We start from the raw sequence: 25,271 nt of genomic DNA, 5'->3' as shown, positions 1-25,271 counted from the left end.
TCATATAAAATATATTAATGTTATTTAAGATTTCTAATAACAAAAAACTTAAATAACACTAATTCGCCATGTTTTATTTTGTTTGGGTTTGAAGAATATCACGCTTGGGTATTTGGTCATACCAAATGTTGATGCAAATCAATTTAGTTGATTATTATGACAACGATCACGCTCGTCAAATCATTTTTTGAAAAAAAAAGAAACGAGTCAGCTTTATTTAACTTAGAGACAAAAAAGCCCGAGAATGGCGTTATTCTCGGGCTTGGAAACCTAGCATTTTGTGAGGGTATTTTACTTCACTTTCTTAATACGCTCGTCCGTCGGTAACTGAATTGGCGAATTATCTTTGAAGTATTTCATAAGCGCTTCGTTATCCGGCAAGCTATAGATACGATCTTTACCTTGTTTAAAGGCAGAGAAACGGCTACCACCAGTTGCCAGAAATTCATTGGCAGCGACACGATAGCTTTTTTTCATATCGATTGGCTTGCCATTTAATTTCATGGAACCTGCAATCACTTTATCACCTACCGCACGACTATCATCCCATTCGTAATAAAAACCGTGGGAAACTGGCATGACTTGCGGGCGTTCACGATCCCACTGTTGCTCTAACGCTTGTTTAATTTGCGCTCCAGTTAATGATTGCGTAACGACCACATTCGAGAAAGGCTGCACCGTAAAGATATCTCCGTAGGTCAGTTCCCCTGCTTTAAGATCAGCACGAATACCACCGCTGTTCATAAAGGCAATTTGGGCGCCGCCCGCATCTGGAGTAGCAGCAGCATATAATTGAGCATCCGCGATAATCTTACCTAATGTTGAATCGCCACCCGCCGCTAATTTCTTATCCGCAGGCGCACTCAACGTACCCATGACTTGCTCAGCAATCGGTTTAGAAATGCGTTCATAGTTTTGGATAAAACGGCTTAATTGTGGGTCTTTCTCATAACGGCTGGTTTCAACCGGAATATTTTTCGCATTAATACTGACGATATCGTTGGTTTTTCTATCAATTTCAATATTCAATTGAGACAATAATGTCCCGTTAGATTGTGCTGAAATAACTTTTTTACCATTAATATCACAGTTATACGCTTGATGCGTATGGCCGCTCACCACAAAGTCCACATCGGCATCGAGCTGCTTAACGATCTCAACAATAGGTCCTTTGATGTTATCGCAACGGTTAATATCTTTAACCTTGGTATCCACTTGCTGAGTTGCCCCTTCGTGGATCAACACACCAATGCTACGAATACCTTGCGCCTTAAGCAATTTCACTTGTTGGTTAATGGTTTCGGCTTCATTTTTAAACTCTAAGCCCGCAGTACCACTTGGTGTAACGATGGCTGGCGTTCCTTCCAGCGTTAAGCCAATAAATGCCATTGGTACGCCATCAAATTTCTTAACGTAATAAGAAGGGAATAGCGTTTCACCGGTCTCTTTGACAATCACGTTCGCGGCTAAATAGTTAAAGTCAGCCCCAGCAAAAGACTCTTTACCCACACAGCCTGCGGTTGGATGGCATCCACCATTTTGCTTTCTCAGTAACTCGATTTTACCTTTATCGAACTCATGGTTACCGACAGCACTGGTCTCAAGACCAATTGCGCTAAGCGCTTCAATAGTAGGCTCATCGTAGAACATCGATGACAGTAATGGACTCGCGCCCACTAAATCCCCTGCGCCCACAATAATGGTGTTGGCGTTTTCCGCTTTTAATTGCTTGACCAGTGTTGCAATGGATTCGATTCCACCGAGTTTACCATCCCCCGGCGCTTGTAATGCACCGTGGAAATCGTTAATACCAATGACTTGAACTTTGACGGTATCGCTCTGTTTCGTGGCACAGCCTGCTAATAAAGCACCTGATACCAGCAATGTCACTAAACTGATTTTATGATTCATCTATTCATTGCCCCCAATTACATTTTAAAGCGATAAGTGGTTGTCATCGAACCGGACAACGAATGTGCGCGACGCGACTCACCATCATACAGTTTTGGAGTGGAGTTATCAGACTCTTGCTGATGGTGCCAACCCATACCGCCACTTAATGAAACTGACAAGTTCTCAGTTGGCTTCCAGTAAGTAAATAAGCCAACCTGACCTTGTTTTAAACGCTCACCTGAGTAAGAGAATTCACTGTAGTTACTATTAGCCCCGACTGACCACGTTGGGTTAACTTGATATTCTGCTTTTAATGCCAGCATGGTTTCGCCATCACGCACATAGTCGATATCTGCATAAGCTGGTGAGTTAAAACGTCCACGGGTGTTACCAATTGGGTTACGCGCAAATTGCCCTACACCATTAGTTTTATGTGCGGTGGTATGCGTGATACCTGTCATTAAAGTCCATGGCGTTTCTGGAACGCGCCACTCAATTTCACCCGCATAGTGCCAAGCACGCTTATCAAAGTTTTGTTTGCCGCGTTTGGTATCTGTCGATGTACGTTTACCATCGCTACCGTATTCATGACCATAAATTTGAGAAGATAAGGTGATATCTGAGTTTAGTTTGTATTTGATCTCTAAGCCTTGTTGACGGAAAACATCATCCGCCTGACCAATAAAGTAAGAGGCTTTCAATGGTTTGGTGTTGTAGTTAATGCCACCCGTAACCACATGGTTGATATCATGATTGACACCATTTCCGTCACGGAAATACATTCTGTCAATATTCGGGCTATCACGACGCATTACTTTGCCATCAAGATAGAGTAAATCTAAGTTCCAATCGCTAATTGCGGTGTTGGTATAATAACCATTATAGGTGTTTAAAGATAAACGCTGGGAGTTGGTAAAAATACCTGTATTTTTCAACGTGAACCAACCCGCTTTACCTTTGAAATTAACGGGTTCAAAGTCTAATTTGAATTTAGCGTAACGTTGACCAATTTTGTTATAGCCTTTCGCTTCACCATCATCGTTATATAAAATCGCTCGGGAGGCGAAGTCTTTACTTGCCGCCAGTTTGATCGCGCCATAATAAGAGGCATCAAACCCGATAAAATCGGCAAAATATCCGGATTGGTAATCTAACTGAATATTCTGACCCCAAGCTTGTGCAACTTGTTTTCTGTAACGCTGCTCATTGGCATCGTAACGGTTTTCTGACTTTAGGTATTTCCACATATTTCGTGTAGAAAGCTCTAACTCAGAGTCTGCAACAAATGAGTTTTCCTTGATGGCATTTTCCCAATCGCCAGCATTAGCCCCAAACGCAACGAAACAAGATGGAAACAATATTAACGCTATTTTTTTGACTTTCATTTAAATTAAACCTAGTCGTGATTATTAGAATATAACTACCCGCACCCAATTTTTATTGGGCGTTATGACACCTTGCTATCTTTCAATAAGTAACAATTTTATTTAGCTTTAATTACTGCAATAGTCTTTAATGATTATTTAATTTAAGTAGCATCCTCTATTCTTTAAGCACAATTTATTTTCTGAGCATTAAGAATAAAATTTAATTATTTTATAAGTCGAAATAATTAATCCAAACATACGGATTTGATTTAAGTTCACACTATGATTTCAGACTTATTTGGGCAATATTCAACCGCACTCTTAAGGAGTGTTTTGGGTTGATATTCATAATGAAAAGTATGCTAACGTAATTTTGTGTCAATTAACACGATCGGTGTCACAACAAACTAGATGCATTGCAAATCACACATCATTCGATGTGATATTAATCACTTTATTGGCTATTACATCTATTAATTGAATTTCATATTTAAACAATAATTTTGCTATTTTAATCGCCTATATTTTAATGAAATGTTATTTACTAAAGTGAAATAACATTTTTATTTAAACCAATAATATTAAAGCATGACCTAGCTCTCCATTTTAAATAAATGGCCAAGTCAATCATCCTGTTTTTAAGCAATATACTGGTTTGATCAGTCACAATGGAGATTATTTATCACATATAGATAGATTATTTAACGCCAAATTTTTATTTGAACTAGGAATTATTCCTAGTAAATTCCATGTGGCAGCCAATATTGATGCGTGTTTTTTACACATATATTGAATATAGATACAGTATTACTAATCAAATAGGACAATCCCTTTCCTTGTTCCTATTCAACTTATACCAATAAGGTTACCCGTAACTTATTCAGTGAATTTAAGATAAAAAAAACCGATGGGTTATTATCCCATCGGTTCATTTTCAACACGATTTAATTAGCGGCTACGGTGTTCTTGCCACTTTTCATGTAATTCGACTAATTGACGGTGACTTTGCTTCCAACGATCCACAGATTGTAGCTCATTCAATGAATACTGGCGGCCACTGTGATACAGCTTAGAAGCGCGGCTGTCATTTTGTTTCGGTAGGTTATCCAGTACGCTCACCGCACCTTCACGATTATTACAAACAAGGATCATGTCGCAGCCCGCATTCAATGATGCTTTCGCTCTTTCTGGATAACTGCCCATAATGGCAGCACCTTCCATCGATAAATCATCAGAGAAGATAACGCCATCAAAACCAAGCTGCTCACGTAATACCGATTTTAGCCAGAATGGTGAACCACTCGCAGGACGATCGTCCGCTTGAGTATAAACCACGTGAGCTGGCATAATCGCATCAAGCAATTCACGCTGAATAAAGTCTTTAAAAATAGACATGTCTTTGCCGCGAATTTGCTCGAGTGGGCGGTCATCTCGTGGCGTTTCTTTATGGGAATCGGCTTTGACGGCGCCGTGCCCTGGGAAGTGTTTACCTGTGGTTTTCATTCCTGCGCTGTGCATACCGCGAATAAAACGCTCTGCCATCACCATTGCAATTTCAGGATCTGCATGGAATGAACGTTCACCAATGGCGATGCTTTCATGTCCTAAATCCAGTACAGGCGCAAAGCTAATGTCGATATCCATAGCAATCATTTCTGCCGCCATTAACCAGCCTGCTTCTTGTGCTAATTTAGCGCCGTCCATCTGGTTGTTCAGTGCAGCAAAAGCTTGCGCGGAAGGTAATGCGGTAAATCCATCACGAAAACGCTGTACACGGCCACCCTCTTGATCCACTGCAATCAATAAACGGTGTCTTGATGCATCACGGATTTGTCGCACTAACTCACGCAACTGTGCCGCATCATGGAAGTTACGGGTAAATAAAATCAACCCGCCTACCAGTGGATGAGCTAAAATTTCACGCTCTTCGTTGTCCAGTTCATAACCCTGAACATCCAGCATTATCGGACCCATAACATGCCTCACTTGATTAATTTTCACAAATTCTCGTGTATTCACGGAGATTTTATATTGCCCAATCAAAGACCAAAATAGTCTCGTAATGGGGAAGAATCATTTAAAAACTGCGCTTCTTGACGCTGGCACCACTGAACTTCATACCACATTAACGTCATGTATTTGACCCATGGCTCCCATTGTAGGCAGCGCTCTGCTAAACGCGGTTTATCTTTATAGGCGCCATAGGTGTGGCAATATTGCGTCAAAAAATAATCTCGTTGTTCTACCGTCAAGCTATTGAATTGAAAATAGGTTTCTAGGGACAACCCAATATCGGTATTTGCTGCATATTCCCAATCCACTAGCATTTTTGGCACCCCTTGCTCACACAGCACATTGCCCGGGTGAATATCCATATGGGCGGGTGCGAGCTTTAACACCTTTGGCATTGGCGTGCGGAGGAAGCGACGATGTATTCGCTTCCAGCGTGCAGAGACTCTTTTATTATCAATTAAATAGCCGTAATGAGCAATCTCATTACGTAACGGTAATCGGTAATTTAATACGCCATGATTATGGAGCTTGGCAACGACTCCTGCCAAGTTTTTTTGAAATTCAAAGGAAAGAAATTGTTCGCGGCTAGGATGATCTCCATCAACCCATTCCAATAATAACCAATGGGCATTCCGCCCAATGACTTGGGGGGAATAAGGAAAATCTTTCAGTTGCTTAAGAATATGCGCTTCTTTGCGGCGATTAACATACAACGCATTTTGCGCTTGCCCATCTGAGCGGGCGATTAATTTAATGGAGGGAGCCGTGTCTTGGGTTTGAATAGAGTCTCGATATTCAACTAAATAGCTGCCACCCGATAACCCCGCTAATGGAGAGACTTCCCAGCATGATGCTAAAACTGCTGGGAAGCATTCAGAAAGTAATGCAAACAGTGATGATTGATTACTCAATACTCTGTTTTCCAGACCACACAATTTCACCGGTTTGCACTTCCATTAACTGCATTTCAATGCTGCGTTCTTTGGTAGAGCCTGACATGACACTGTAAATCACATATTGCGCTTGGACATAACGCCCTAAACCAATCGCTTTACTACGAGTGACCAGACTATCATCCTGTGACAATCCCAATGTTTTGCGGGCTGCACTGACGACACCTTGAGGAACCACTTTAAACTTATTGGTTTTCATGACTTCATTGGTTAATGCAGCCGTTACTGCCTGTGAAGGCAAGCTTCCACTGGTATTATTTTTGACAGAATCAACCAGTAAGACTTTGCCACTTTCAACGCCATCATCCGCCACCATTTTATTGACTAAAGGCTGTAATGCCCCAGCCCAATCAATGGTTTGCTGCTTTGGTGGCATCGGTACTGTGTCTGTTGGTGGTGGCGGTGTTAATTCCGGCTGCTTTTCAGGCTGTTTCGGTGTTCCACCCGGTTCAACAGGAACAATTGGGGGTTTAGGCCCTTGAGGGACTGACGGACAACCTGCCAAAATAAATGCTGCTGCTGCGACCAATAAGATCCGTTTCATTGTGACTCTCCAGCCGTTGAAGGTAAGAAAACATAGATACGCGCATTACGTGCAAGCGGAGATGTCGTGACCTCTTTTAGCATCACTGACGAATTAGCAGGGATGACTTGAGGTTGACTCTTTGTTGAATCCACTCTCAGTCCTTGCTCGTCATACCAAAAGATACGATACATCACAGTCACCGGTTTCTTTTCAATATTGCTCATATTGATCGTTGCGGTCGCCGTTACGCTACCGACCTTAATCACCGGTTTTTCTACAATCACGCCCGCGGCTAGCACGGAAGGCTCCATCACGATGCGCTGCTGATCATTAAATGATAACCCTGTTTTTTTGTTCCAAGCACAACCACTGAGAAACAGCATAAGTAAGCCCAGTGTGGCGACGTATTTTAAGGTTGATGCAGCGCGTTTCATGATGAATTACTTAGCCAATAATGGGCCTAATGGACGTCCACCCACTAAGTGCATATGAATGTGGAAGACTTCTTGTCCTGAATGTTTGTTGCAGTTCATAATCAGGCGATAGCCATCTTCTGCAATCCCTTCTTCTTTCGCAATTTTCGCCGCCACGGTAAATAAGCGCCCTAATGCCAGCTCATCATCAACCGTCACATCATTCACGGTTGGAATTAATTTGTTCGGAATGATCAAAATATGCGTCGGCGCTTGTGCCGCGATATCACGAAATGCAGTGACCAGTTCGTCTTGATATACGATCTCAGACGGGATTTCACGTCGAATGATTTTACTGAAAATAGTCTCTTCTGCCATGACAAATTCCTTAATAATTTAATAGTTATCTATTTATTGCCCAGCGCGTAAATGGAATAAACGGTTGAAGTTTTCGGTGGTGATTTGTGCCATTTCCTCAACACTCACCCCTTTCAATACAGCCATATACTCCACCACATCACGTACATACGCAGGTTGGTTCTCTTTACCACGATGCGGTACTGGGGCTAAGTAAGGTGAATCTGTTTCCACTAAAATTCTATCCAATGGCACAACTCGTGCAGCTTCTCGGATCTGTTCAGCATTACGGAACGTGACAATACCGGAAAAAGAGATGTACATCCCTAAATCCAGTAAATCGATAGCCGTTTGTTGGTCTTCCGTAAAGCAGTGCAACACACCGCCACACTCGTCAACTTTCTCTTCGCGTAAAATAGACAGTGTATCTTCTCGAGCGGAACGAGTATGCACAATCACTGGCTTATTCACTTGACGACCAATGCGAATATGCTGACGAAATGACTCTTGCTGCAGTGCCGCATTCTCTTGCTGATAATAGTAATCTAAGCCCGTTTCACCGAGCGCGACCACTTCACTCCCCGCCGCTAATTGCGCCAACTTTTCAAAATCATAACCTTCATCCAAATTTAGTGGATGAATACCGCAAGAAAACGCGACATTGTCGCGCTTTCCAATTAACTGTTTCATGCTTTCAAAACCTGGCAAGGTGGTTGCCACGGCTAACATAAAGCCGACATCTCGTGCAGATGCCTTTGCGATAACATCATCGACGTTAGTGTGTAATTTTTCATAATCTAAACAGTCGAGATGGCAGTGTGAATCAACAACAAACATAGTCTACTCTTTTTATCTTGAAGGCGAAGCGAATAACGCTTCCCAGTGTAATAATTGGTTGGTCAGGATCAATTCCTGGTTCAGCGCAGGCACGGTTAATAGCTGATAACGACACGCTTGCCACTGGCTATACACATCTAATAGCTGCGAGCTGCTCATGGATGTTGCCAACAAAGTGACGCACGCCATTTTATCTTGGTTAACAACATACTGTCCTGCTTTTTGCTGCAATTTTATGCCATCGGCAATTAACCCGAGTAGCCAATTAATGCATTCAGGCCCATTGTCGGTATTTAACGCTGGCAGAAGCTTTAAAAAATCTTTCTGACGTAAGCTCTGCTCTAACTCGTTGCACAATAGCAGACGTCGTTGCCACTGCTCCGGCTCAAGCAACTGTAAAGCAGCAACAGGCGCGCCTTGGCACAAGGTTAACGCAGTCACAGCATCCTCTACGGATAAACCCGCCTGCTGTTTTTGCAGCCAATACAACGCAACTTGCTGGTCAGGCGCCGGTAAAAAGTGAGTTAAACTGCGACTTCTTAATGTGGCCAGCAAGCTATCTAATTTTTCACAGCCTAATAAAAAGTAGGTCTGCCCTGCGGGTTCTTCTAAGGTTTTGAGCAGCGCGTTAGCCGCAGCATCCGTCAATACTTGTGCATCGGGAATGGAAACGACTTTTGCACCACTTTGCTGCGCATGACCACTTAATGTATCAGTTAGCTTACGAACCGCATCAACACTGATGGTCGTTTTCCCTTTTTCAGGTTCTAGAACATGATAATCAGGATGTGTACCTGCCAACATTAAGCGGCAACTATGGCATTCTCCACAGCTTTTTAAACCATCTTTATTTTGGCAAATCAACCAACGGCTCACACCATAGCTTAATGCTTCAGCCCCATTGCCCGCTATTGAGTGAATCAACAACGCGTGGTGTCCACGCCCTGCTTGATAAGCGCTAATTAATTGACGGTAAGTTTCATTAAGCCATGGATACCAATTCATCATTAGTGCCTTATTTTGCCAGCCATGTCAGTAATGTGCTGCGAATATCGGCTTGCACTTGTTCAATATTTTGACTCGCATCGATGGTTAAAATAGTGTCATCTGCCGCAGCCAGTTCTAAATAACGCGCTCGGGTGCGTTCAAAGAAAGCCAGCGATTCTTTCTCAATACGGTCTAATTCACCGCGAGAACGAGCCCGTTGTAAACCCAATTCTGGCGGTAAATCTAAATAAAGAGTCAGAGCTGGTTTAAATTCACCAAGAACTAAATCTCTTAATGAGGCCATTAAATGGCGATCGATTTCACGACCACCACCTTGATAAGCTTGGGAGGATAAATCGTGTCTATCACCAATAACCCATTTTCCTGCTGCAAGTGCAGGTTTGATGACGGTATCAACTAACTGAACACGTGCCGCGTACAACATTAATAGCTCAGCTTTGTCGGTGACTCTATCACCTTCAATGCCTTGCTTTATCAATTCACGTAGTTTTTCCGCAAGCGGCGTACCACCCGGTTCACGGGTAAATACCATATCATGGATGCCAGCTTGCTTTAATGTGTCAACAACGGTGTTGATTGCCGTCGTTTTACCCGCACCTTCTAATCCTTCAATAACAATAAATTGGTTTTTCATTTCGTTTATCAATTCTTTTGCTCAATTTGTCGGTAAACCTTAACAGCGCGGTTATGGTCATTAAGATTGCGACTAAAAGTATGTCCACCTGTACCATCGGCGACAAAGTATAAATAATCTGTTTTTGCTGGGTGAGCCGCCGCTTTTATTGAGGCAAGGCTCGGCATGGCAATTGGCGTTGGTGGTAAACCATCAATTTTATACGTGTTATACGCGGTGTAGTTATCTAAGTCACTGCGATAAATTTTACCACGATAGTTTTCCCCTAACCCGTAGATAACCGTAGGGTCTGTTTGTAAGCGCATGTTTTTCTTCAAGCGATTCACAAATACCGAAGCAACCTGTGCACGTTCGTTGTCCACGCCAGTCTCTTTTTCAACAATCGATGCCATGATCAACATTTCATAGGCATTCTTATAGGGTAGATCTTTATCGCGACCTTTCCACTCTTCTTCCACCGCGGCTTGCATACGTTTATAAGCACGCTTGAGTATTTCAACATCACTGGTGCCCGCAGTGTATAAATAGGTATCAGGGTATAACCAACCTTCAAGGTTATCACCCTCTTTAAAATCCAGCATGGCATAAAGCTCAGTTGGCGTAGCATCTTGAGTCTTATGTTGCATATAAGGAGCGTCACGCAAAATATTGCTCCAATCCGCCAGTTTGTTACCTTCAATAAAACGAATACTAAATTGTGCTTCTTTGCCACTGGCAATCAACGCTAATAATTGCTCCACCGTCATGTTTGGCTGTAAGCGATAGGTTCCCGCTTTGAACTGAGCTAATTCAGGCCGTGCTTTTAGAAGAAGTTGAAAATTATGTCCCTCTTCAATAAATTTTTCCTTGATAAGCAACCCTTCTAAGGCCACTCGCCCTGTCCCAGCAGGCACAGTAAAGATTGTCTCTTGGACAACGTTGATAGGCTTTTTCGCATAATCAAGAACTTGGCGATATTGCAGATACACCACAATCGCGCCGATAACCGCAAGGACAAAGACAATCAGTGTTATTTTTTTCGCTAATTTCATTATGGGTCACTTAAATGTATTTTTTGTCGATGAATGATAAGAGTTAAATGGTTATCAGCTTTAAATTTGTCGCTGTAATAGTAAATACTCAAACAGTTCTCTTGATTGATAACTGATTGTTTTATCCTCTGAAAATCGGATGCTTTTCACCGGTAAAACCGGCATTAAAGCATTGCAAATAATCACTTCATCACATTGAGTCAAAATGGCAGGAAAGCGCTCGACTTCTGCCAGATGGTACTGGCTATTATTGAGCTGCGCTATGATCTTTTGTCTCATTAATCCATTAACGCCGGAGTGACTAAGAATAGGCGTATAAACATCACGCCCTATACGCCAAAAAATATTGGCGCTACAGCATTCAACAATGACGCCATTTGTATCCAACACCACGGCTTCATCCAATTTAGCATCGTCAATTTCTTGGCGGATCAACACTTGCTCTAAGCGATTTAAGTGCTTCATGCCTGCTAAGAGTGGATTGCGGCTTAATGGAATTTGGCTGAGCAACAACGATGCCCCTTGGCACTGTAATGCTGCGTAGTGTTTTGGGAAAGGCGAAACCATTACGATGATTGTCGGGTGTTCAAACCCTTGAGAGCTATAACCTCGACCACCCTGCCCACGACTTAACATGACCTTCACCACAAACTCTTCATCAGTTTGTTGTTCACAAATCTCTTCAATATGTTGCGTCAGTTGTGGCCAATCTATCACTGGTAATTTGAGTCGAGCGGAATCTTGCTGTAAGCGTAAAATATGCTTATCTAACATCTTTGCTTGTTGATTCACGCCATGGATAGTCGTAAAGCAGCCATCACCAAAGGCGATAGCGCGATCGGTAATATCAATTTGTTGACAAGAAACCCCGTTAACCCAATAAGTCATGACCATTTCTTATAATAAAAGCTGATAAATCAGGCAGTAACATAGTGTGTAATATCATAAACTAAAGCAAAGAGTACTGCAAAAAGAAGGCAAAAATAAAGCCCCAGCATCAAAGACACTGGAGCTTAGAAATGCACGGTATTATTGATTATTCCGCGTGATAGCGACGGAAAATTAAGGAACCGTTAGTACCACCAAAGCCGAATGAGTTACACAGAGCATACTCCATGTTTTCAACTTTACGGGCTTCACCAGGAACAAAATCAAGCTTACAACCTTCATCAGGATTATCTAAGTTGATTGTTGGTGGAACGATTTGGTCGCACAGAGACAGAATAGTGAAGATAGATTCAACTGCACCCGCTGCACCTAATAAGTGACCTGTCATGGATTTTGTTGAACTGACTAATACTTTTGTGTCTTCGCCAAATACAGAGATAACCGCTTGCGCTTCCGCTAAGTCACCTGCTGGTGTTGATGTACCGTGAGCATTGATATAGCCAATATCACTTGGCTTAACGCCTGCATCGTTTAGCGCATTTTTCATCGCTAATGCAGCGCCTTCACCATTTTCTGGTGGTGACGTCATGTGGTAAGCATCACTGCTCATACCAAAGCCTGCGATTTCTGCGTAAATTTTCGCACCACGCGCTTTAGCATGTTCATATTCTTCAAGTACGATGATCCCTGCGCCATCACCAAGAACAAAACCGTCACGGTCTTTGTCCCATGGGCGACTAGCCGCTTGTGGGTCATCATTACGGGTTGATAATGCACGCGCTGCACCAAAGCCCGCCACACCTAATGGTGTTGTTGCTTTTTCAGTACCGCCAGCCAGCATTACGTCTGCATCGCCGTACGCAATCATACGTGCTGCGTGTCCAATATTATGAACGCCTGATGTACAAGCTGTTGCAATTGAAATGCTTGGACCACGGAGACCATACATGATGCTTAAGTGACCAGCAGCCATGTTGATAATTGTTGAAGGTACAAAGAATGGGCTCACTTTGCGAGGACCACCGTGTAACATCGATTCACAGTTGTCTTGAATGAGACCTAACCCGCCAATACCAGAACCAATCGCTAAACCGATACGAGTAGCATTGGCTTCTGTTACTTCCAATCCAGAATCTTTGATGGCTTGATAACCAGCTGCAATGCCATACTGAATGAATGGGTCCATCTTCTTCGCATCTTTGCGAGAGATGTCAAAATCTTCGTAATTGAAATCTTTTACTAAGCCTGCAAATTTAGTTGCGTGGTTAGTAGTATCAAAATGATCAATTAGGCTGATACCACTCTGTCCGCCACAAACAGCTTTCCATGATGAATCAACTGTATTGCCGACAGGAGATAACATGCCAAGTCCGGTTACAACTACACGACGCTTAGACACGTATGTCCTCCAAGGAGGGAATTAGTTACAAAAGAAACATAGGCGATCGAATGATCGCCTAGATAAGTTTTACCGCTATTACTCAGATGCTTTGACGTAGTCAATTGCAGCCTGTACTGTAGTGATCTTTTCAGCTTCTTCGTCAGGGATTTCGCAATCGAACTCTTCTTCCAGAGCCATAACCAGTTCTACTGTGTCAAGAGAATCAGCGCCCAAGTCATCAACAAATGAAGCTGTATTCACAACTTCTTCCTCTTTAACACCCAGTTGTTCAACGATGATTTTCTTAACGCGTTCTTCGATAGTGCTCATACTATTAAAATTCCTATCAAAACTCGCTTTCGCGATGGTTTTCGTAGTTTATGAAATACAGGAAAAGATACAACCCAATCCCGGCTGTGGAAACCATTATTTTGCATAATTTTGCATTAGGCAACACAAAAATATGCAAATGGTTCCCTCATTTCTTTAGATCATGTACATGCCACCATTGACATGCAATGTTTCACCCGTGATGTAAGCAGCTTCGTCAGAAGCTAAAAATGCTACAGCACTGGCAATTTCTTGTGCATCACCCAGTCTATCCGCAGGAACCTGAGATAAAATGCCTGCACGTTGTTCGTCTGTCAATGCCTTAGTCATATCAGTTTCGATAAAACCGGGCGCTACAACGTTAACAGTGATACCACGAGAAGCGACTTCACGAGCTAATGATTTACTAAAACCAATCAGCCCAGCTTTCGCTGCCGCGTAGTTTGTTTGTCCCGCATTTCCCATAACACCCACAACAGATGCAATGGAAATAATTCGCCCACAACGCTTTTTCATCATGGCACGCAAAACGGATTTAGACAAACGGTAAACGGATGAAAGATTCGTGTCAATAATATCTTGCCACTCATCATCCTTCATACGCATCAATAAGTTATCACGCGTAATACCTGCATTATTGACCAAAATATCAATTTCGCCAAATTCCGCACGGATCTGGGTCAATGTTTCTTCAATTGATGCAGGATCTGTCACGTTTAACGCTAAGCCTTTACCTTTCCCATCTAAATAGGTAGTAATCGCTTCCGCGCCTTTTTCGCTTGTTGCCGTACCGATAACAGTCGCACCGCGTGCAGTTAAGGTTAAAGCGATTGCTTTACCGATCCCGCGGCTCGCACCAGTTACCAGTGCAATTTTTCCTTCAAAGCTCATTGTCGTCCTCAGATAGTTTCTAAAGCCGAGTCTAATGATACAGGATCATTGACTGCAACGGCAGTTAAATTAGAGACAATTCGCTTGGTTAGACCAGTCAGAACTTTGCCTGGACCCATTTCAACCAATTGCTCAATGCCTTGTTCCGCCATGAATTCGACTGTTTCAGTCCAGCGCACCGGATTATATAATTGGCGCACTAATGCATCACGGATATTTTTCGCAGACGTTTCCATTTTAACATCAACGTTGTTGATAACAGGATAGGCCGGCTCACAAAATTCAATTTTTTCTAATGCTTCAGCTAATTTATCTGCAGCTGGCTTCATTAATGCACAGTGGGAAGGCACGCTAACAGACAGTGGCAACGCACGTTTGGCGCCAGCTTCTTTACAAGCAGCACCTGCGCGCTCAACAGCAGCTTTCTCGCCGGCAATAACAACTTGGCCTGGTGAGTTAAAGTTCACAGGTGAAACCACCTGCCCTTGCGCCGCTTCTTGGCATGCTTTCTCGATAGATTCGTTATCTAAACCGATGATTGCATACATTGCGCCAGTGCCTTCAGGAACCGCTTCTTGCATCAGTTTGCCGCGCAGTTCTACCAATTTAATGGCTTGTTTGAAGTCGATAACACCCGCACAAACTAATGCTGAATATTCGCCAAGGCTGTGACCCGCCATCAACGTAGGCATTTTGCCATTTTTTGCTTGCCAAACACGGAAGATAGCCACTGACGCTGCTAATAATGCAGGTTGAGTCTGCCATGTTTTGTTTAACTCTTCTTCTGGTCCATTTTGAACTAATGCCCAGAGTTCGTAACCCAATGCTTCAGACGCTTCAGCGAATGTTTCTTTAACCAGCTGATTTTGTTCTGCTAAATCAGCTAACATCCCTAAAGATTGGGAACCTTGCCCCGGGAATACCATAGCAAATTGTGTCATGTCTGTTTTCTCAGTAAATTAAAAACGAACCAGTGCGGAGCCCCAAGTAAAACCGCCACCAAATGCTTCTAATAACACTAATTGGCCACGCTGAATGCGACCATCGCGCACTGCTTCATCGAGTGCTGTTGGGACTGATGCCGCAGAAGTATTTCCATGACGATCCAGCGTAACAACCACTTTATCCATGGTCATATCCAATTTCTTTGCGGTCGCGGAAATAATTCGTAAATTTGCTTGATGTGGTACTAACCAATCAAGTTCTTCTTTTGCAATGTCGTTTTGCGCCAATGTCTCATCGACAATATGGGCTAATTCACGCACAGCAACTTTGAATACTTCATTACCTGTCATGGACAAGTAAGCTTGGTCATCTGAACAGCGGCTACGGTTTGGTAAGGAGAGTAAATCCCCATAACGCCCGTCGGCATGTAGATGTGTAGAAATGATCCCTGGTTCTTCAGAAGCACCGATCACCACAGCACCCGCGGCATCACCAAATAGAATAATGGTTCCGCGATCATTTGGGTCTAACGTTTTAGATAACGCATCCGCACCAATTACCAGTGCTTTTTTGGTCATGCCCGTTTTAACGAACTGATCAGCGATACTGATAGCATAAGTAAAACCAGCACAAGCCGCTGCCACATCAAATGCCGCGCAATCATTAATTTCCAGCATTTGCTGAATTTGACAGGCTGCGCTTGGGAATGCATGGGTTGCGGAGGTTGTCGCGACAATAATTAAACCAATTTCACTGCTGTCGACCTGTGCCATTTCCAGCGCATTTTTTGCTGCTTGGAAACCCATTGTGGACACGTTCTCATCGTCAGCTGAAATTCGTCTCTCTTTAATACCCGTACGCGTTACAATCCATTCATCAGAAGTATCAACCATTTTTTCCAGATCAGCATTGGTACGAACTTGCGATGGCAAATAGCTGCCTGTTCCTAATATTTTACTGTACATAGGTTATTGATCACTCCTGGGTAAAACAATATTAAGTCGAGCTGTTATTCTTTCGGGAACTTGTCGTTCAACAGCCTGTACCGCACGCTCAATTGCGGCTTTAAACGCATTTTCATTCGCTGCGCCATGGCTTTTGATAACAATCCCTTTTAATCCTAACAGAGTCGCGCCGTTATACTGGTCGGGGTTCATATCCCCAAAACGCTTCATTAGCCGTTTTTTCAACCATTTCTTAGCGAGTTGCATAAACCAACTGCTTTTTTTGTTCTCTTCACCGGCTGATTTTAACAATGAAAGAATGACACGAATCACCCCTTCCATCGTTTTTAGTGAGACATTACCTGCGAAGCCGTCACACACTAATACATCTGTTTTACCTGTCAGCAACTCGTTGCCTTCAACATAACCAATGTAATTAATTGACGCCGTTTCTTTCAACATAGCGGCGGCTTCGCGGATATTGTCCAGCCCTTTACTCTCTTCTTCACCAATATTGAGTAAAGCGACTTTAGGTTGATTGATGTTGGCAACTTCTTCCGCCATCACCGAACCCATCACTGCAAACTGCACGAGCATTTCACTGCTGCAATTCACGTTAGCCCCTAAATCGAGGACAACGGTTTTTCCTTTTTTCTGATTTGGCAAAATGGTCATTAACGCTGGGCGCTCAATACCTTCAATTGATTTTAACATCAATTTTGCCAAGCCCATCAATGCACCCGTATTACCCGCACTCACGCAAGCCTGTGCTTGACCTGTCTTCACTAACTCTAATGCCACTCGCATTGACGTCCCTTTGCTTTGGCGAATTGCGTGGGATGGCTTGGCATCGTTAGCAATGACGTTTTCGGCAGGGATAATTTCGATACGCGAAATTTGCTCCGCACTTTGTTGTGCAAGCAAAGGATGAATGGCTTCGGGTTGACCGACAAGCAGTAATTTTAATGCTGGATTAGATGCCAGTGCCTGCAATGCAGCAGGCACCGTGACGCGGGGACCAACATCCCCGCCCATGGCATCTAACGCGATGGTTAGACTAGCCAAAGTATCAACAATTACTTGCTGATAACCTTACGGCCACGGTAGTAACCATCTGCAGTCACGTGGTGACGCAGGTGAGTTTCACCGGAAGTTTTATCTACAGAAACTAGGGTAGCAGTCAGTGCATCATGTGAACGACGCATACCGCGTTTTGAACGAGTTGGTTTATTCTGTTGTACGGCCATTGACCTTACTCCTTAAGTACTTTTCTTTAAACTGGCTAATACGGCAAATGGATTTGGTTTCTCTACCTCAGGAGGTAGTTCACCATACACCATGTCCGCTTCGGACACTTCACAGTGTTCAGAATCATGAACCGGAACCACTGGTAGGGATAGAATTATTTCATCTTCTAACATTCCCAGCAAATTTATTTCACCAAATTCATCTACATAAACTGGTTCATACTGTTCCGGTAATGCTTCGGCCTTTTCGTCACTGACGACAGGACTAAAACAATACGATACGTAGACATGATGTTTGAAATCTTTTCTGCAACGTTGGCATTGTAGGGTGACATCCAATTCAGAATGCCCCTCTATGACCGTCAAGCGCTGATTATCAATTTTAAATGATAATTTGCTTTCAACATCACTATCTACACTGACTACTGATTCGGCAATTCGTGTAACTTGCTCAGGTGTGTAACTCCCGACATAGTCGAGGTTTTTCTGAGCTGCACGCTGCGCATCGATAGTCAGGGGTAATTTTACCTTTTGCATAAGGCGCGCATATTAACTTTGTAATGAACTATAGTCAAAGAAAAAGGCGGGATAAACTCGCCTTTTCACCAAAAAATCGCCGGTTAAGCGGATATAGTTTAAAATGAGTTAACCCTTTTGGCTATGAGTTTCGAGAAAAATCATGAAATCGATTATTTTGGCGTCAACCTCTGAATACCGACAAGCCTTACTTAAGAAGCTGGGCATCCCATTTCTTGCTGCTGCGCCCAACATTGATGAAACCCCTGTTCTACAGGAATCGGCTCAAGCTTTAGTGATGCGCTTATCTCACGAAAAAGCCAATGCATTGGCTCAACAATATCCACAGCATTTAATTATTGGATCTGACCAAGTTTGCGTCATTGACGATAAAATCGTCGGAAAGCCGCATAATTTTGATAATGCCTTTAAACAACTCAAGGCAGCGTCAGGTCATCGGGTGACTTTTTATACTGGGCTTTGCTTATTAGATAGTGCGACAGGTAAATTCAATCTCCAGTGCGAACCCTTCGATGTCTATTTTAGACAGCTCACGGATGAAGAGATCACCCAATACCTAAATAAAGACGAACCTTATCAATGTGCGGGCAGTTTTAAATCGGAAGGACTAGGCATTAGCCTGTTTGATAAACTTTCAGGGCGAGATCCAAACACGCTGATTGGTTTGCCAACTATTTTATTGCTGGAAATGTTACGCCAGCATGGGGTCAATCCACTCTTAGACTAAATAATAAGGTTAGCTAACCTGCAGGGTGTTGCTAACCTTTATTATCATTATTACTGCGCTTTTTTCGCTCTCAACACTTTCAGACACTGATTCAAATCGTTATGTAGCGGTGCAACAACTCGCATCTCTTCACCTGTTTTCGGATGAGTAAATTTCAGTGAATACGCGTGCAAGAACAAACGCTTCAATCCTGTCTCTGCCAGCTGGCTATCAAATTGCTTATCACCATAACGATCATCAAAAGCAATTGGATGACCTGCGTGTAAAGTATGTACGCGGATCTGATGAGTACGTCCAGTCACAGGGCTCGCCTTAACTAACGTCGCATTTTCAAATCGCTCTTCGACTTTAAAACGCGTTTCAGACGGCTTTCCTTCACTACTGACTCGAACAATACGCTCACCGCTTTGTAGAATATTCTTCAATAATGGCGCTTGTACAACTTTAGTATGTGACTGCCAATTACCGCGTACCAACGCTAAATAATCTTTTTGCATCTGTTTTAAACGTAATTGCTCGTGAAGAGCACGTAAAGCTGAACGTTTTTTAGCGACCAATAAGATACCGGAAGTATCTCTGTCTAAACGATGCACCAGCTCTAAAAAACGGGCTTCCGGACGTAATGCACGTAACCCTTCAATCACACCGAAGCTTAATCCGCTACCACCATGAACTGCGGTGCCTGATGGCTTATTGATGACTAGAATGGATTCGTCTTCAAATAGAATGCAGTCCGTTAATGCTGCTACCTTATCCAATTTCGCTGAAACAGGTGCAGTTTCACGCTCAGCAACACGCACTGGCGGGACGCGAACTTGATCCCCTTCGAGTAGTTTGTATTCAGGCTTAATTCGCCCTTTGTTGACGCGCACTTCACCTTTACGGATGATGCGATAAATCATGCTCTTAGGAACACCTTTTAACTTGCTCAGCAAAAAATTATCTATGCGTTGCCCTGCTTCGTCATCGCTAATATCAATAAATTGGACTTGGTTTTCTGTTTTCATTCGGGAATGCGTTAACTCTGATTGATGAATAAATAGTCTCACTTACATCGGTATATCATACCGACTCCACGAATTTTTTTATGTTTTTTTTTAAATTGGTCAATTTCTGCATGATCGGCTCAATTTCTTAATAAAATTTCCATATAACTTACGTTGCACTTGCTATAATGCACTTGGCAATGGAATAATAAGCGGTGCCAAGATGTTTAAAAACGAAAATTGGCTTTGCTATGTTAGCTTTAGGTGTTTTTGCACTTTCGGCTATAATTATTTTTAGCTAGTAGAATACAAGTTAGACGTAATACTGTAGGAATTTATTATTTGATGGCGTAACGATGCTGCAATGGCGTAAGACATCTAACTAAATCAAATAAATTAGCGAGCAACGAATTTTAGCTTATTGGGTTGGGAGTCTCCGTTTTCTAAGAAATCTACGGCATCCTGATTAAGAACGCTGAATTTTTAATCTAAAAATCAGGTTCACCGAATACTGCGCGTCTCTATACGAACGACTGCCGAGAGGTAGACGGCTTTGTAAAAATCATGAGGCCATCGGTTTACAGTAGCTCCTTCTTTCGCTGCTCTATTATTTAAAAAATAATGAGTAAGTAATAACATGAAAAGAATGCTAATCAACGCAACTCAACAGGAAGAGTTGCGTGTTGCCCTTGTTGACGGGCAACGACTCTACGATTTGGATATTGAAAGCCCAGGTCATGAGCAAAAAAAAGCCAACATTTATAAAGGTAAAATCACCCGTATTGAACCAAGCCTCGAAGCTGCTTTTGTTGATTATGGCGCTGAAAGACACGGTTTCCTGCCAATCAAAGAAATCGCTCGCGAATACTTCCCAAGCAATTATCACTCCCAAGGTCGTCCTAACATCAAAGATGTGCTGAAAGAAGGCCAAGAGGTTATTGTTCAAGTTGATAAAGAAGAACGTGGTAACAAAGGTGCAGCCTTAACCACATTCATCAGCTTAGCGGGTAGTTATTTAGTTCTGATGCCAAACAACCCACGTGCCGGTGGTATTTCTCGCCGTATCGAAGGTGAAGACCGTACAGAATTAAAAGAAGCATTATCTTGCTTAGAAATTCCAGATGGCATGGGACTCATCGTCCGTACTGCGGGTGTGGGTAAATCAGCAGAATCCCTGCAACAAGATTTACTGTATCGCTTACGTCACTGGGAAGCGATTCAAAAAGCCGCAGAAAACCGTCCAGCTCCGTTCTTAATCCACCAAGAAAGTAATGTAATTGTCCGTGCTTTCCGTGATTATTTACGTCCTGACATCGGCGAAATCCTAATCGATAACCCGAAAGTGGTTGAGATGGCACGTAACCATATCGAAGCGATTGGTCGTGGTGATTTTGCTAGTAAAATTAAACATTATAGTGGCGATGTTCCTCTATTTAGTCACTATCAAATCGAATCTCAAATCGAATCTGCGTTCCAGCGTGAAGTGCGTTTACCTTCTGGCGGTGCGTTAGTTATCGATACAACCGAAGCATTAACGGCTATTGATATCAACTCCTCACGCTCAACCCGTGGTGGTGATATCGAAGAAACCGCATTCAATACCAACCTTGAAGCCGCTGACGAAATTGCACGTCAATTACGTTTACGTGACTTAGGTGGACTGATTGTTATCGACTTTATCGATATGACTCCAGTTCGCCACCAGCGTGAAGTTGAAAACCGCCTACGTGAAGCTGTTCGCCAAGACCGCGCGCGTATTCAAATCGCGCGTATTTCACGCTTTGGTCTGTTAGAAATGTCTCGTCAGCGTCTTAGCCCATCATTGGGTGAGTCCAGCCATCACGTCTGCCCACGCTGTACAGGTACGGGGACTATCCGTGATAACGAATCGCTGTCACTGTCAGTACTGCGTTTAATCGAAGAAGAAGCACTGAAAGAAAATACCCATGAAGTGCATGCGATTGTCCCAGTGCAAATCGCGTCATACCTGTTAAACGAAAAACGCCAAGCAGTTACAGAAATTGAACAACGTCAGCGTAACGTTCGCGTTGTGATTGTACCGAATGACCAGATGCAAACGCCTCACTTCCACGTCATCCGTATCCGTAAAGGTGAAGAAGTTCAAACCCTGAGCTACAACTTAGCCCAGTATCATGAAACTGAAACCTTAAACCACGGTGAAGAAGCGACGACTGAGCGTAAAGCACCTGAACAACCTGCTATTTCAGCATTTGCACTGCAAGAGCCAGTTGAAGTTCCTGCACTGAAACCAAAAGAAGCTCCGGCTAAAGCACCAGTTCGTGCCAAAGTGGATGAGCAACCTAAAGTTGGTTTATTTAGCAAAATTGCCGCTTTCTTTAAAGGCCTCTTTGCTGAAGAAGAAAAAGCCGTTGAAAAACCAGCGCAGAAACCTCGTCAGAATAACAATGACCGTCGCCGCAATAATGATCGTCGTCGCAATAATAACGACCGCCGTAATAACAATCGTCGCGACCGCGATGATAATTACGAAAATCGTGATAACCGCGACAATCGTGACAATCGCGATAACCGTAATAATCGCAATGCACAATCTGAAGATGCTGCAAACCGCAACAAGGGACGTAATAACAAGAATACGAACCAAGTTGAAGAGCAAATTACTGACAGTGCAAACCGCGAAAATCAGCAGCAACGTCGTGATCAGCGTGCAGAACGTCGTCGTCGTCAAGATGAAAAACGTCAACAACAAACTGCAAAAACGCAGCAAGATAACCAGCAAACAGCTGTTGATAATGCCGCTGTAGAAAAAGATGAAGAAGAACAACGCCCTGTTGCTCCTCGTCGTGAACGTCGTCAATTAACACAAAAAATTCGTGTAACTGACAATGACCAAGCAGCAGAAACGTCAATGGTTGCTGATACCGCCGTTGTTGCAGAAAAATCTGCGCCGATTGCGGCATTACCAGCAGCAGTGAATGTTGAGAAAAAACAGGCTCATGTTTCTCTGGACGAAGATGACAACTTAGCGACTAACTCAGAACAATTGGATGATGATGAAAAACAAGACACCATCATTCCACGCCGTTCTCGTCGTTCACCTCGTCATCTGCGTGTGAGTGGTCAGCGTCGTCGCCGTTACCGTGATGAGCGTCATCTGAATAAATCACCAATGCCTTTAGCGGCGGCTGTAGCCTCCCCTGAATTAGCCTCTGGTAAAGTATTTATTCGCTACCCTGTTGTTCAACCTCAACAAGAAAGCATGGCTATCATGACCAATGAAGAGATGCTGGAACAACAAAATACCGTTCAAGCGCCTGTGGTAGCTGCACCGATTGAACATGTTGAAGTGAAAGCCGAGCTCACTGAAGCCCCAGTTGCTACTGAAACTGTTATCGAAGCACCAAAAGCAGAAACTGAAGCCAGCATTGTTGTTGAAGCCGCTGTAATGGAAAGCGATGTTGTTGAAAATGTTGTTGTTGAAAATGTTGTTGCTGAAAATGTAGCAGCAGACGTTATCGAAGAGACAAAATCAGAAGTCGTTGAAACCCTGGTTGAAGTCCCTGTCGCTGAAGAAATCAAAACTGTTGTTGAACCTGTTGTTGAACCTGTCATTGCAGATGTGGTGATTGAAACCGCAGTGACTGCAGCAGTCGTTGAAACTACCGTGATTGAACCAGCTCCAACAGCAAATACAGTTAGCTTACATAAACGCCATGCATACTCACCAATGACGAAAGCCCCAGCGCCTGCTGTAGTGGCTTCAGACTTTGAAATTAAAGAGTATCAACGTGAGCCATCAACCTTTGAATCTAAAGGTGCAGGTGGACATGTGGCAGCCAATGTTGCGACATCAGAAATGGCAAAACCTGCTAGCTTCTGATTTTAGCAAGTTACTGACGAAAGCCTTGATGGGAAACTATCAAGGCTTTTTTTTGCCCAAAAAAAATTGGGTCTGTTGTAATTTATTAAATACTAACGAAATTTATCATCTTAAAGCCTTTGACGAAATATCGTAGATAACTGCATTGTACATTTGCATAAAAGACATATGTACCGTGGGAAAGCACACTTAATGAGGATATTTCTATGGATTATGATTATACACAAATAGACCATTGGAAAAATGGCCATGCCTATGCAAGCGATGGTGTATTACTACTCCCAACCCTTCATGTAAGTTACAACAGAATTCTGCCTGACCACATTCTGAATGCGATGGCAAAAGGATTATGCGGAGTTTGTGGGATCGGTAATTGCCGTTTCGAAAAGACATCCCCTTATAAAAAAATGTTAAGCGCCTATCACAGTGGACAACTTGAATTAATGTATACCATTTATTGGCGCTCTTTTGGCGGGTTGTACCCAATGATGAAACCGAAAATAGAGCAGGATTTAAATGAAATAAATAAAATAGAGTCAGAGGAGATTAAGGAGTCAGTTAAATTTACAACTGATTTTTATAAAGACGTTTTTAATACCTATGGAGAAAAAGCAGAAAAACTGGCTAAAACTATAGCGGAGCAATCCAGAGGAAAAAGGATTCGTAATGTTGAAGATGCATTAAGAGCTTATGATAAATATAAAACTAATATTAATAAAAAGATCGATACTAAAAACCGGAAAATTATTGCATCAGCATTAGAATCACTCAACGTTGATGAGATTGCAAAAAACTTGAAAAAATTCAGTAAAGGCATGGGCTTTGTAAGCTATTCAATTGATGCTAACGACCTAAGAATTGAATTGGTTAAAGCCGTAGAAACTGATAATTGGAGACCATTTTTTGTGAAAGTAGAAACTATATTAATAGGAATTAGTGCTACGGGTATTGCTGGTTTAGGTTTTAGTTTTTTATTAGGTGGACCAGTTGGAATATTAGGCTATGGACTCATACTTGCCGGAATAGGGTCTCTAATTGATGATAGCTTGGTAGAAAAAGCAAATAAGCTAGTTGGCCTATAGTAAGCCACAAGAAGGCAGTTCATTTGATTACTGCCATCTTTTTATAAATATAGTTATTATAAATATTAACGTTATTGGAATTGCGAAGGAAAAAACAACACCATGATACAAAGCTAATCCTCCAGCCTTACCTGGAGTGTCCATCAACAAGCCTCTACTCCAAAATTCTTTAGTAGTAAAAATTAAAAAAAAGCTTTCCACAGCCCATTTAGCCAGCGGAAAAATTACAATACCAATAATGCTTATCAGTATAATTAATGGTTTATATTTAAGCTCATTATCTAAACAAGAGTATAAAAATAATGAACCCATAAACCATCCCCAGCACATATTTTTAATATAATATCGTTTATTCATTGCGTGTTTTCTTACCAACTAAAGAGTTAATGATAACAAAACACATATGCGAATGAAAACTC

At 42.6% G+C, this 25,271-nt stretch carries 20 protein-coding genes and 5 pseudogenes; 3 read left to right on the top strand and 22 right to left on the bottom strand.

Features of this window, described 5'->3' with window-relative positions; genetic code table 11:
* Positions 1-291 precede the first annotated feature (291 nt).
* From GKR74_RS10960 to yceD, 20 genes and pseudogenes are all read right to left on the bottom strand, one after another.
* Entirely contained in the window at positions 292-1,911 is a 1,620-nt protein-coding gene (locus GKR74_RS10960) for a bifunctional metallophosphatase/5'-nucleotidase (protein ID WP_154603586.1), read from the bottom strand.
* 17 nt (positions 1,912-1,928) lie between these two features.
* Positions 1,929-3,278 (bottom strand): OprD family outer membrane porin, encoded by a 1,350-nt coding sequence (locus GKR74_RS10955; RefSeq protein WP_036953100.1) that lies wholly within the window; start codon positions 3,276-3,278, stop codon positions 1,929-1,931.
* Between the two features lie 930 nt (positions 3,279-4,208).
* Positions 4,209-5,246, bottom strand: coding sequence for a beta-N-acetylhexosaminidase (gene nagZ, locus GKR74_RS10950; protein ID WP_442959346.1), 1,038 nt, complete (start codon positions 5,244-5,246; stop codon positions 4,209-4,211).
* Positions 5,222-6,214: pseudogene (locus tag GKR74_RS10945) on the bottom strand (phosphotransferase). Before GKR74_RS10945 ends, nagZ begins: the two are co-directional and overlap by 25 nt.
* On the bottom strand, positions 6,177-6,731 hold the full coding sequence (lpoB, locus tag GKR74_RS10940; protein ID WP_336431348.1) for a penicillin-binding protein activator LpoB: 555 nt from the start codon (positions 6,729-6,731) through the stop codon (positions 6,177-6,179). Before lpoB ends, GKR74_RS10945 begins: the two are co-directional and overlap by 38 nt.
* A pseudogene (locus GKR74_RS10935) lies at positions 6,632-7,063 on the bottom strand (DUF1425 domain-containing protein). The gene lpoB and the pseudogene GKR74_RS10935 overlap by 100 nt, the downstream one beginning before the upstream one ends.
* 129 nt (positions 7,064-7,192) lie before the next feature.
* The gene (gene hinT, locus GKR74_RS10930) at positions 7,193-7,543 is read right to left on the bottom strand and encodes a purine nucleoside phosphoramidase (RefSeq protein WP_006660814.1); all 351 of its coding nucleotides are present in this window, start codon (positions 7,541-7,543) and stop codon (positions 7,193-7,195) included.
* 33 nt (positions 7,544-7,576) lie between these two features.
* Positions 7,577-8,359, bottom strand: a complete 783-nt coding sequence (locus GKR74_RS10925) for a metal-dependent hydrolase (RefSeq protein WP_154603581.1) — start codon at positions 8,357-8,359, stop codon at positions 7,577-7,579.
* 12 nt (positions 8,360-8,371) lie between these two features.
* Complete coding sequence (gene holB, locus GKR74_RS10920) at positions 8,372-9,364, bottom strand: DNA polymerase III subunit delta' (protein WP_154604389.1); 993 nt, start codon at positions 9,362-9,364, stop codon at positions 8,372-8,374.
* A 10-nt stretch (positions 9,365-9,374) separates the two neighbouring features.
* Entirely contained in the window at positions 9,375-10,001 is a 627-nt protein-coding gene (gene tmk / locus GKR74_RS10915) for a dTMP kinase (RefSeq protein ID WP_154603580.1), read from the bottom strand.
* A gap of 5 nt (positions 10,002-10,006) precedes the next feature.
* A pseudogene (gene mltG / locus GKR74_RS10910) lies at positions 10,007-11,032 on the bottom strand (endolytic transglycosylase MltG).
* 60 nt (positions 11,033-11,092) lie between these two features.
* A complete protein-coding gene (pabC, locus tag GKR74_RS10905; RefSeq protein WP_154603578.1) occupies positions 11,093-11,920 on the bottom strand; it encodes an aminodeoxychorismate lyase in 828 nt (275 codons plus the stop codon).
* Positions 11,921-12,068: 148 nt separating this feature from the next.
* Positions 12,069-13,319, bottom strand: coding sequence for a beta-ketoacyl-ACP synthase II (fabF, locus tag GKR74_RS10900; RefSeq protein WP_181477254.1), 1,251 nt, complete (start codon positions 13,317-13,319; stop codon positions 12,069-12,071).
* A 78-nt stretch (positions 13,320-13,397) separates the two neighbouring features.
* Positions 13,398-13,631, bottom strand: coding sequence for an acyl carrier protein (gene acpP, locus GKR74_RS10895; protein ID WP_006660807.1), 234 nt, complete (start codon positions 13,629-13,631; stop codon positions 13,398-13,400).
* Positions 13,632-13,787: 156 nt separating this feature from the next.
* Positions 13,788-14,522 (bottom strand): 3-oxoacyl-ACP reductase FabG, encoded by a 735-nt coding sequence (gene fabG, locus GKR74_RS10890; protein WP_154603577.1) that lies wholly within the window; start codon positions 14,520-14,522, stop codon positions 13,788-13,790.
* Positions 14,492-15,463: pseudogene (gene fabD / locus GKR74_RS10885) on the bottom strand (ACP S-malonyltransferase). The gene fabG and the pseudogene fabD overlap by 31 nt, the downstream one beginning before the upstream one ends.
* An 18-nt stretch (positions 15,464-15,481) precedes the next feature.
* Positions 15,482-16,432 carry a beta-ketoacyl-ACP synthase III gene (locus GKR74_RS10880; protein WP_036953071.1) on the bottom strand — a complete coding sequence of 317 codons (951 nt, stop codon included), beginning with the start codon at positions 16,430-16,432 and terminating at the stop codon, positions 15,482-15,484.
* 3 nt (positions 16,433-16,435) lie between these two features.
* Complete coding sequence (gene plsX / locus GKR74_RS10875) at positions 16,436-17,476, bottom strand: phosphate acyltransferase PlsX (RefSeq protein ID WP_071992158.1); 1,041 nt, start codon at positions 17,474-17,476, stop codon at positions 16,436-16,438.
* An 11-nt stretch (positions 17,477-17,487) separates the two neighbouring features.
* The gene (rpmF, locus tag GKR74_RS10870; RefSeq protein WP_006660802.1) at positions 17,488-17,658 is read right to left on the bottom strand and encodes a 50S ribosomal protein L32; all 171 of its coding nucleotides are present in this window, start codon (positions 17,656-17,658) and stop codon (positions 17,488-17,490) included.
* Between the two features lie 12 nt (positions 17,659-17,670).
* Positions 17,671-18,195: a 23S rRNA accumulation protein YceD gene (gene yceD / locus GKR74_RS10865; protein WP_036953067.1), complete on the bottom strand. Its 525-nt coding sequence runs from the start codon at positions 18,193-18,195 to the stop codon at positions 17,671-17,673.
* Between the two features lie 142 nt (positions 18,196-18,337).
* Between yceD and GKR74_RS10860 the strand changes: the two genes are divergently transcribed.
* Complete coding sequence (locus GKR74_RS10860) at positions 18,338-18,922, top strand: Maf family protein (protein ID WP_154603575.1); 585 nt, start codon at positions 18,338-18,340, stop codon at positions 18,920-18,922.
* 50 nt (positions 18,923-18,972) lie between these two features.
* Here GKR74_RS10860 and rluC read toward each other — a convergent pair whose 3' ends face one another.
* On the bottom strand, positions 18,973-19,929 hold the full coding sequence (gene rluC / locus GKR74_RS10855) for a 23S rRNA pseudouridine(955/2504/2580) synthase RluC (RefSeq protein ID WP_154603574.1): 957 nt from the start codon (positions 19,927-19,929) through the stop codon (positions 18,973-18,975).
* Positions 19,930-20,545: 616 nt separating this feature from the next.
* Here rluC and rne point away from each other — a divergent pair.
* Together rne and GKR74_RS10845 are read left to right on the top strand one after the other, a co-directional pair.
* Positions 20,546-23,776: pseudogene (rne, locus tag GKR74_RS10850) on the top strand (ribonuclease E).
* 200 nt (positions 23,777-23,976) lie between these two features.
* Positions 23,977-24,852 carry a colicin-like pore-forming protein gene (locus tag GKR74_RS10845; protein WP_154603572.1) on the top strand — a complete coding sequence of 292 codons (876 nt, stop codon included), beginning with the start codon at positions 23,977-23,979 and terminating at the stop codon, positions 24,850-24,852.
* A gap of 27 nt (positions 24,853-24,879) precedes the next feature.
* Here the strand turns inward: GKR74_RS10845 and GKR74_RS10840 are convergent, their stop codons facing one another.
* The gene (locus GKR74_RS10840; RefSeq protein ID WP_230089149.1) at positions 24,880-25,164 is read right to left on the bottom strand and encodes a colicin E1 immunity protein; all 285 of its coding nucleotides are present in this window, start codon (positions 25,162-25,164) and stop codon (positions 24,880-24,882) included.
* Between the last annotated feature and the right edge of the window lie 107 nt (positions 25,165-25,271).

It is taken from the genome of Providencia sp. wls1914, assembly GCF_009706645.1.
GTDB lineage: Bacteria > Pseudomonadota > Gammaproteobacteria > Enterobacterales > Enterobacteriaceae > Providencia > Providencia zhijiangensis.
Note: the sequence above shows the minus strand (reverse complement) of the source record. Positions and strands in the feature narration are given on the sequence as shown.

What these genes read in the sequence shown, in the direction of transcription:
- GKR74_RS10960 (WP_154603586.1), bottom strand. Translation starts at nt 1,911, where the DNA reads ATGAATCATAAAATCAGTTTAGTGACATTGCTGGTATCAGGTGCTTTA.
- GKR74_RS10955 (WP_036953100.1), bottom strand. Translation starts at nt 3,278, where the DNA reads ATGAAAGTCAAAAAAATAGCGTTAATATTGTTTCCATCTTGTTTCGTT.
- hinT (WP_006660814.1), bottom strand. Translation starts at nt 7,543, where the DNA reads ATGGCAGAAGAGACTATTTTCAGTAAAATCATTCGACGTGAAATCCCG.
- GKR74_RS10925 (WP_154603581.1), bottom strand. Translation starts at nt 8,359, where the DNA reads ATGTTTGTTGTTGATTCACACTGCCATCTCGACTGTTTAGATTATGAA.
- holB (WP_154604389.1), bottom strand. Translation starts at nt 9,364, where the DNA reads ATGAATTGGTATCCATGGCTTAATGAAACTTACCGTCAATTAATTAGC.
- tmk (WP_154603580.1), bottom strand. Translation starts at nt 10,001, where the DNA reads ATGAAAAACCAATTTATTGTTATTGAAGGATTAGAAGGTGCGGGTAAA.
- pabC (WP_154603578.1), bottom strand. Translation starts at nt 11,920, where the DNA reads ATGACTTATTGGGTTAACGGGGTTTCTTGTCAACAAATTGATATTACC.
- acpP (WP_006660807.1), bottom strand. Translation starts at nt 13,631, where the DNA reads ATGAGCACTATCGAAGAACGCGTTAAGAAAATCATCGTTGAACAACTG.
- fabG (WP_154603577.1), bottom strand. Translation starts at nt 14,522, where the DNA reads ATGAGCTTTGAAGGAAAAATTGCACTGGTAACTGGTGCGAGCCGCGGG.
- GKR74_RS10880 (WP_036953071.1), bottom strand. Translation starts at nt 16,432, where the DNA reads ATGTACAGTAAAATATTAGGAACAGGCAGCTATTTGCCATCGCAAGTT.
- rpmF (WP_006660802.1), bottom strand. Translation starts at nt 17,658, where the DNA reads ATGGCCGTACAACAGAATAAACCAACTCGTTCAAAACGCGGTATGCGT.
- yceD (WP_036953067.1), bottom strand. Translation starts at nt 18,195, where the DNA reads ATGCAAAAGGTAAAATTACCCCTGACTATCGATGCGCAGCGTGCAGCT.
- GKR74_RS10860 (WP_154603575.1), top strand. Translation starts at nt 18,338, where the DNA reads ATGAAATCGATTATTTTGGCGTCAACCTCTGAATACCGACAAGCCTTA.
- rluC (WP_154603574.1), bottom strand. Translation starts at nt 19,929, where the DNA reads ATGAAAACAGAAAACCAAGTCCAATTTATTGATATTAGCGATGACGAA.
- GKR74_RS10845 (WP_154603572.1), top strand. Translation starts at nt 23,977, where the DNA reads ATGGATTATGATTATACACAAATAGACCATTGGAAAAATGGCCATGCC.
- GKR74_RS10840 (WP_230089149.1), bottom strand. Translation starts at nt 25,164, where the DNA reads ATGGGTTCATTATTTTTATACTCTTGTTTAGATAATGAGCTTAAATAT.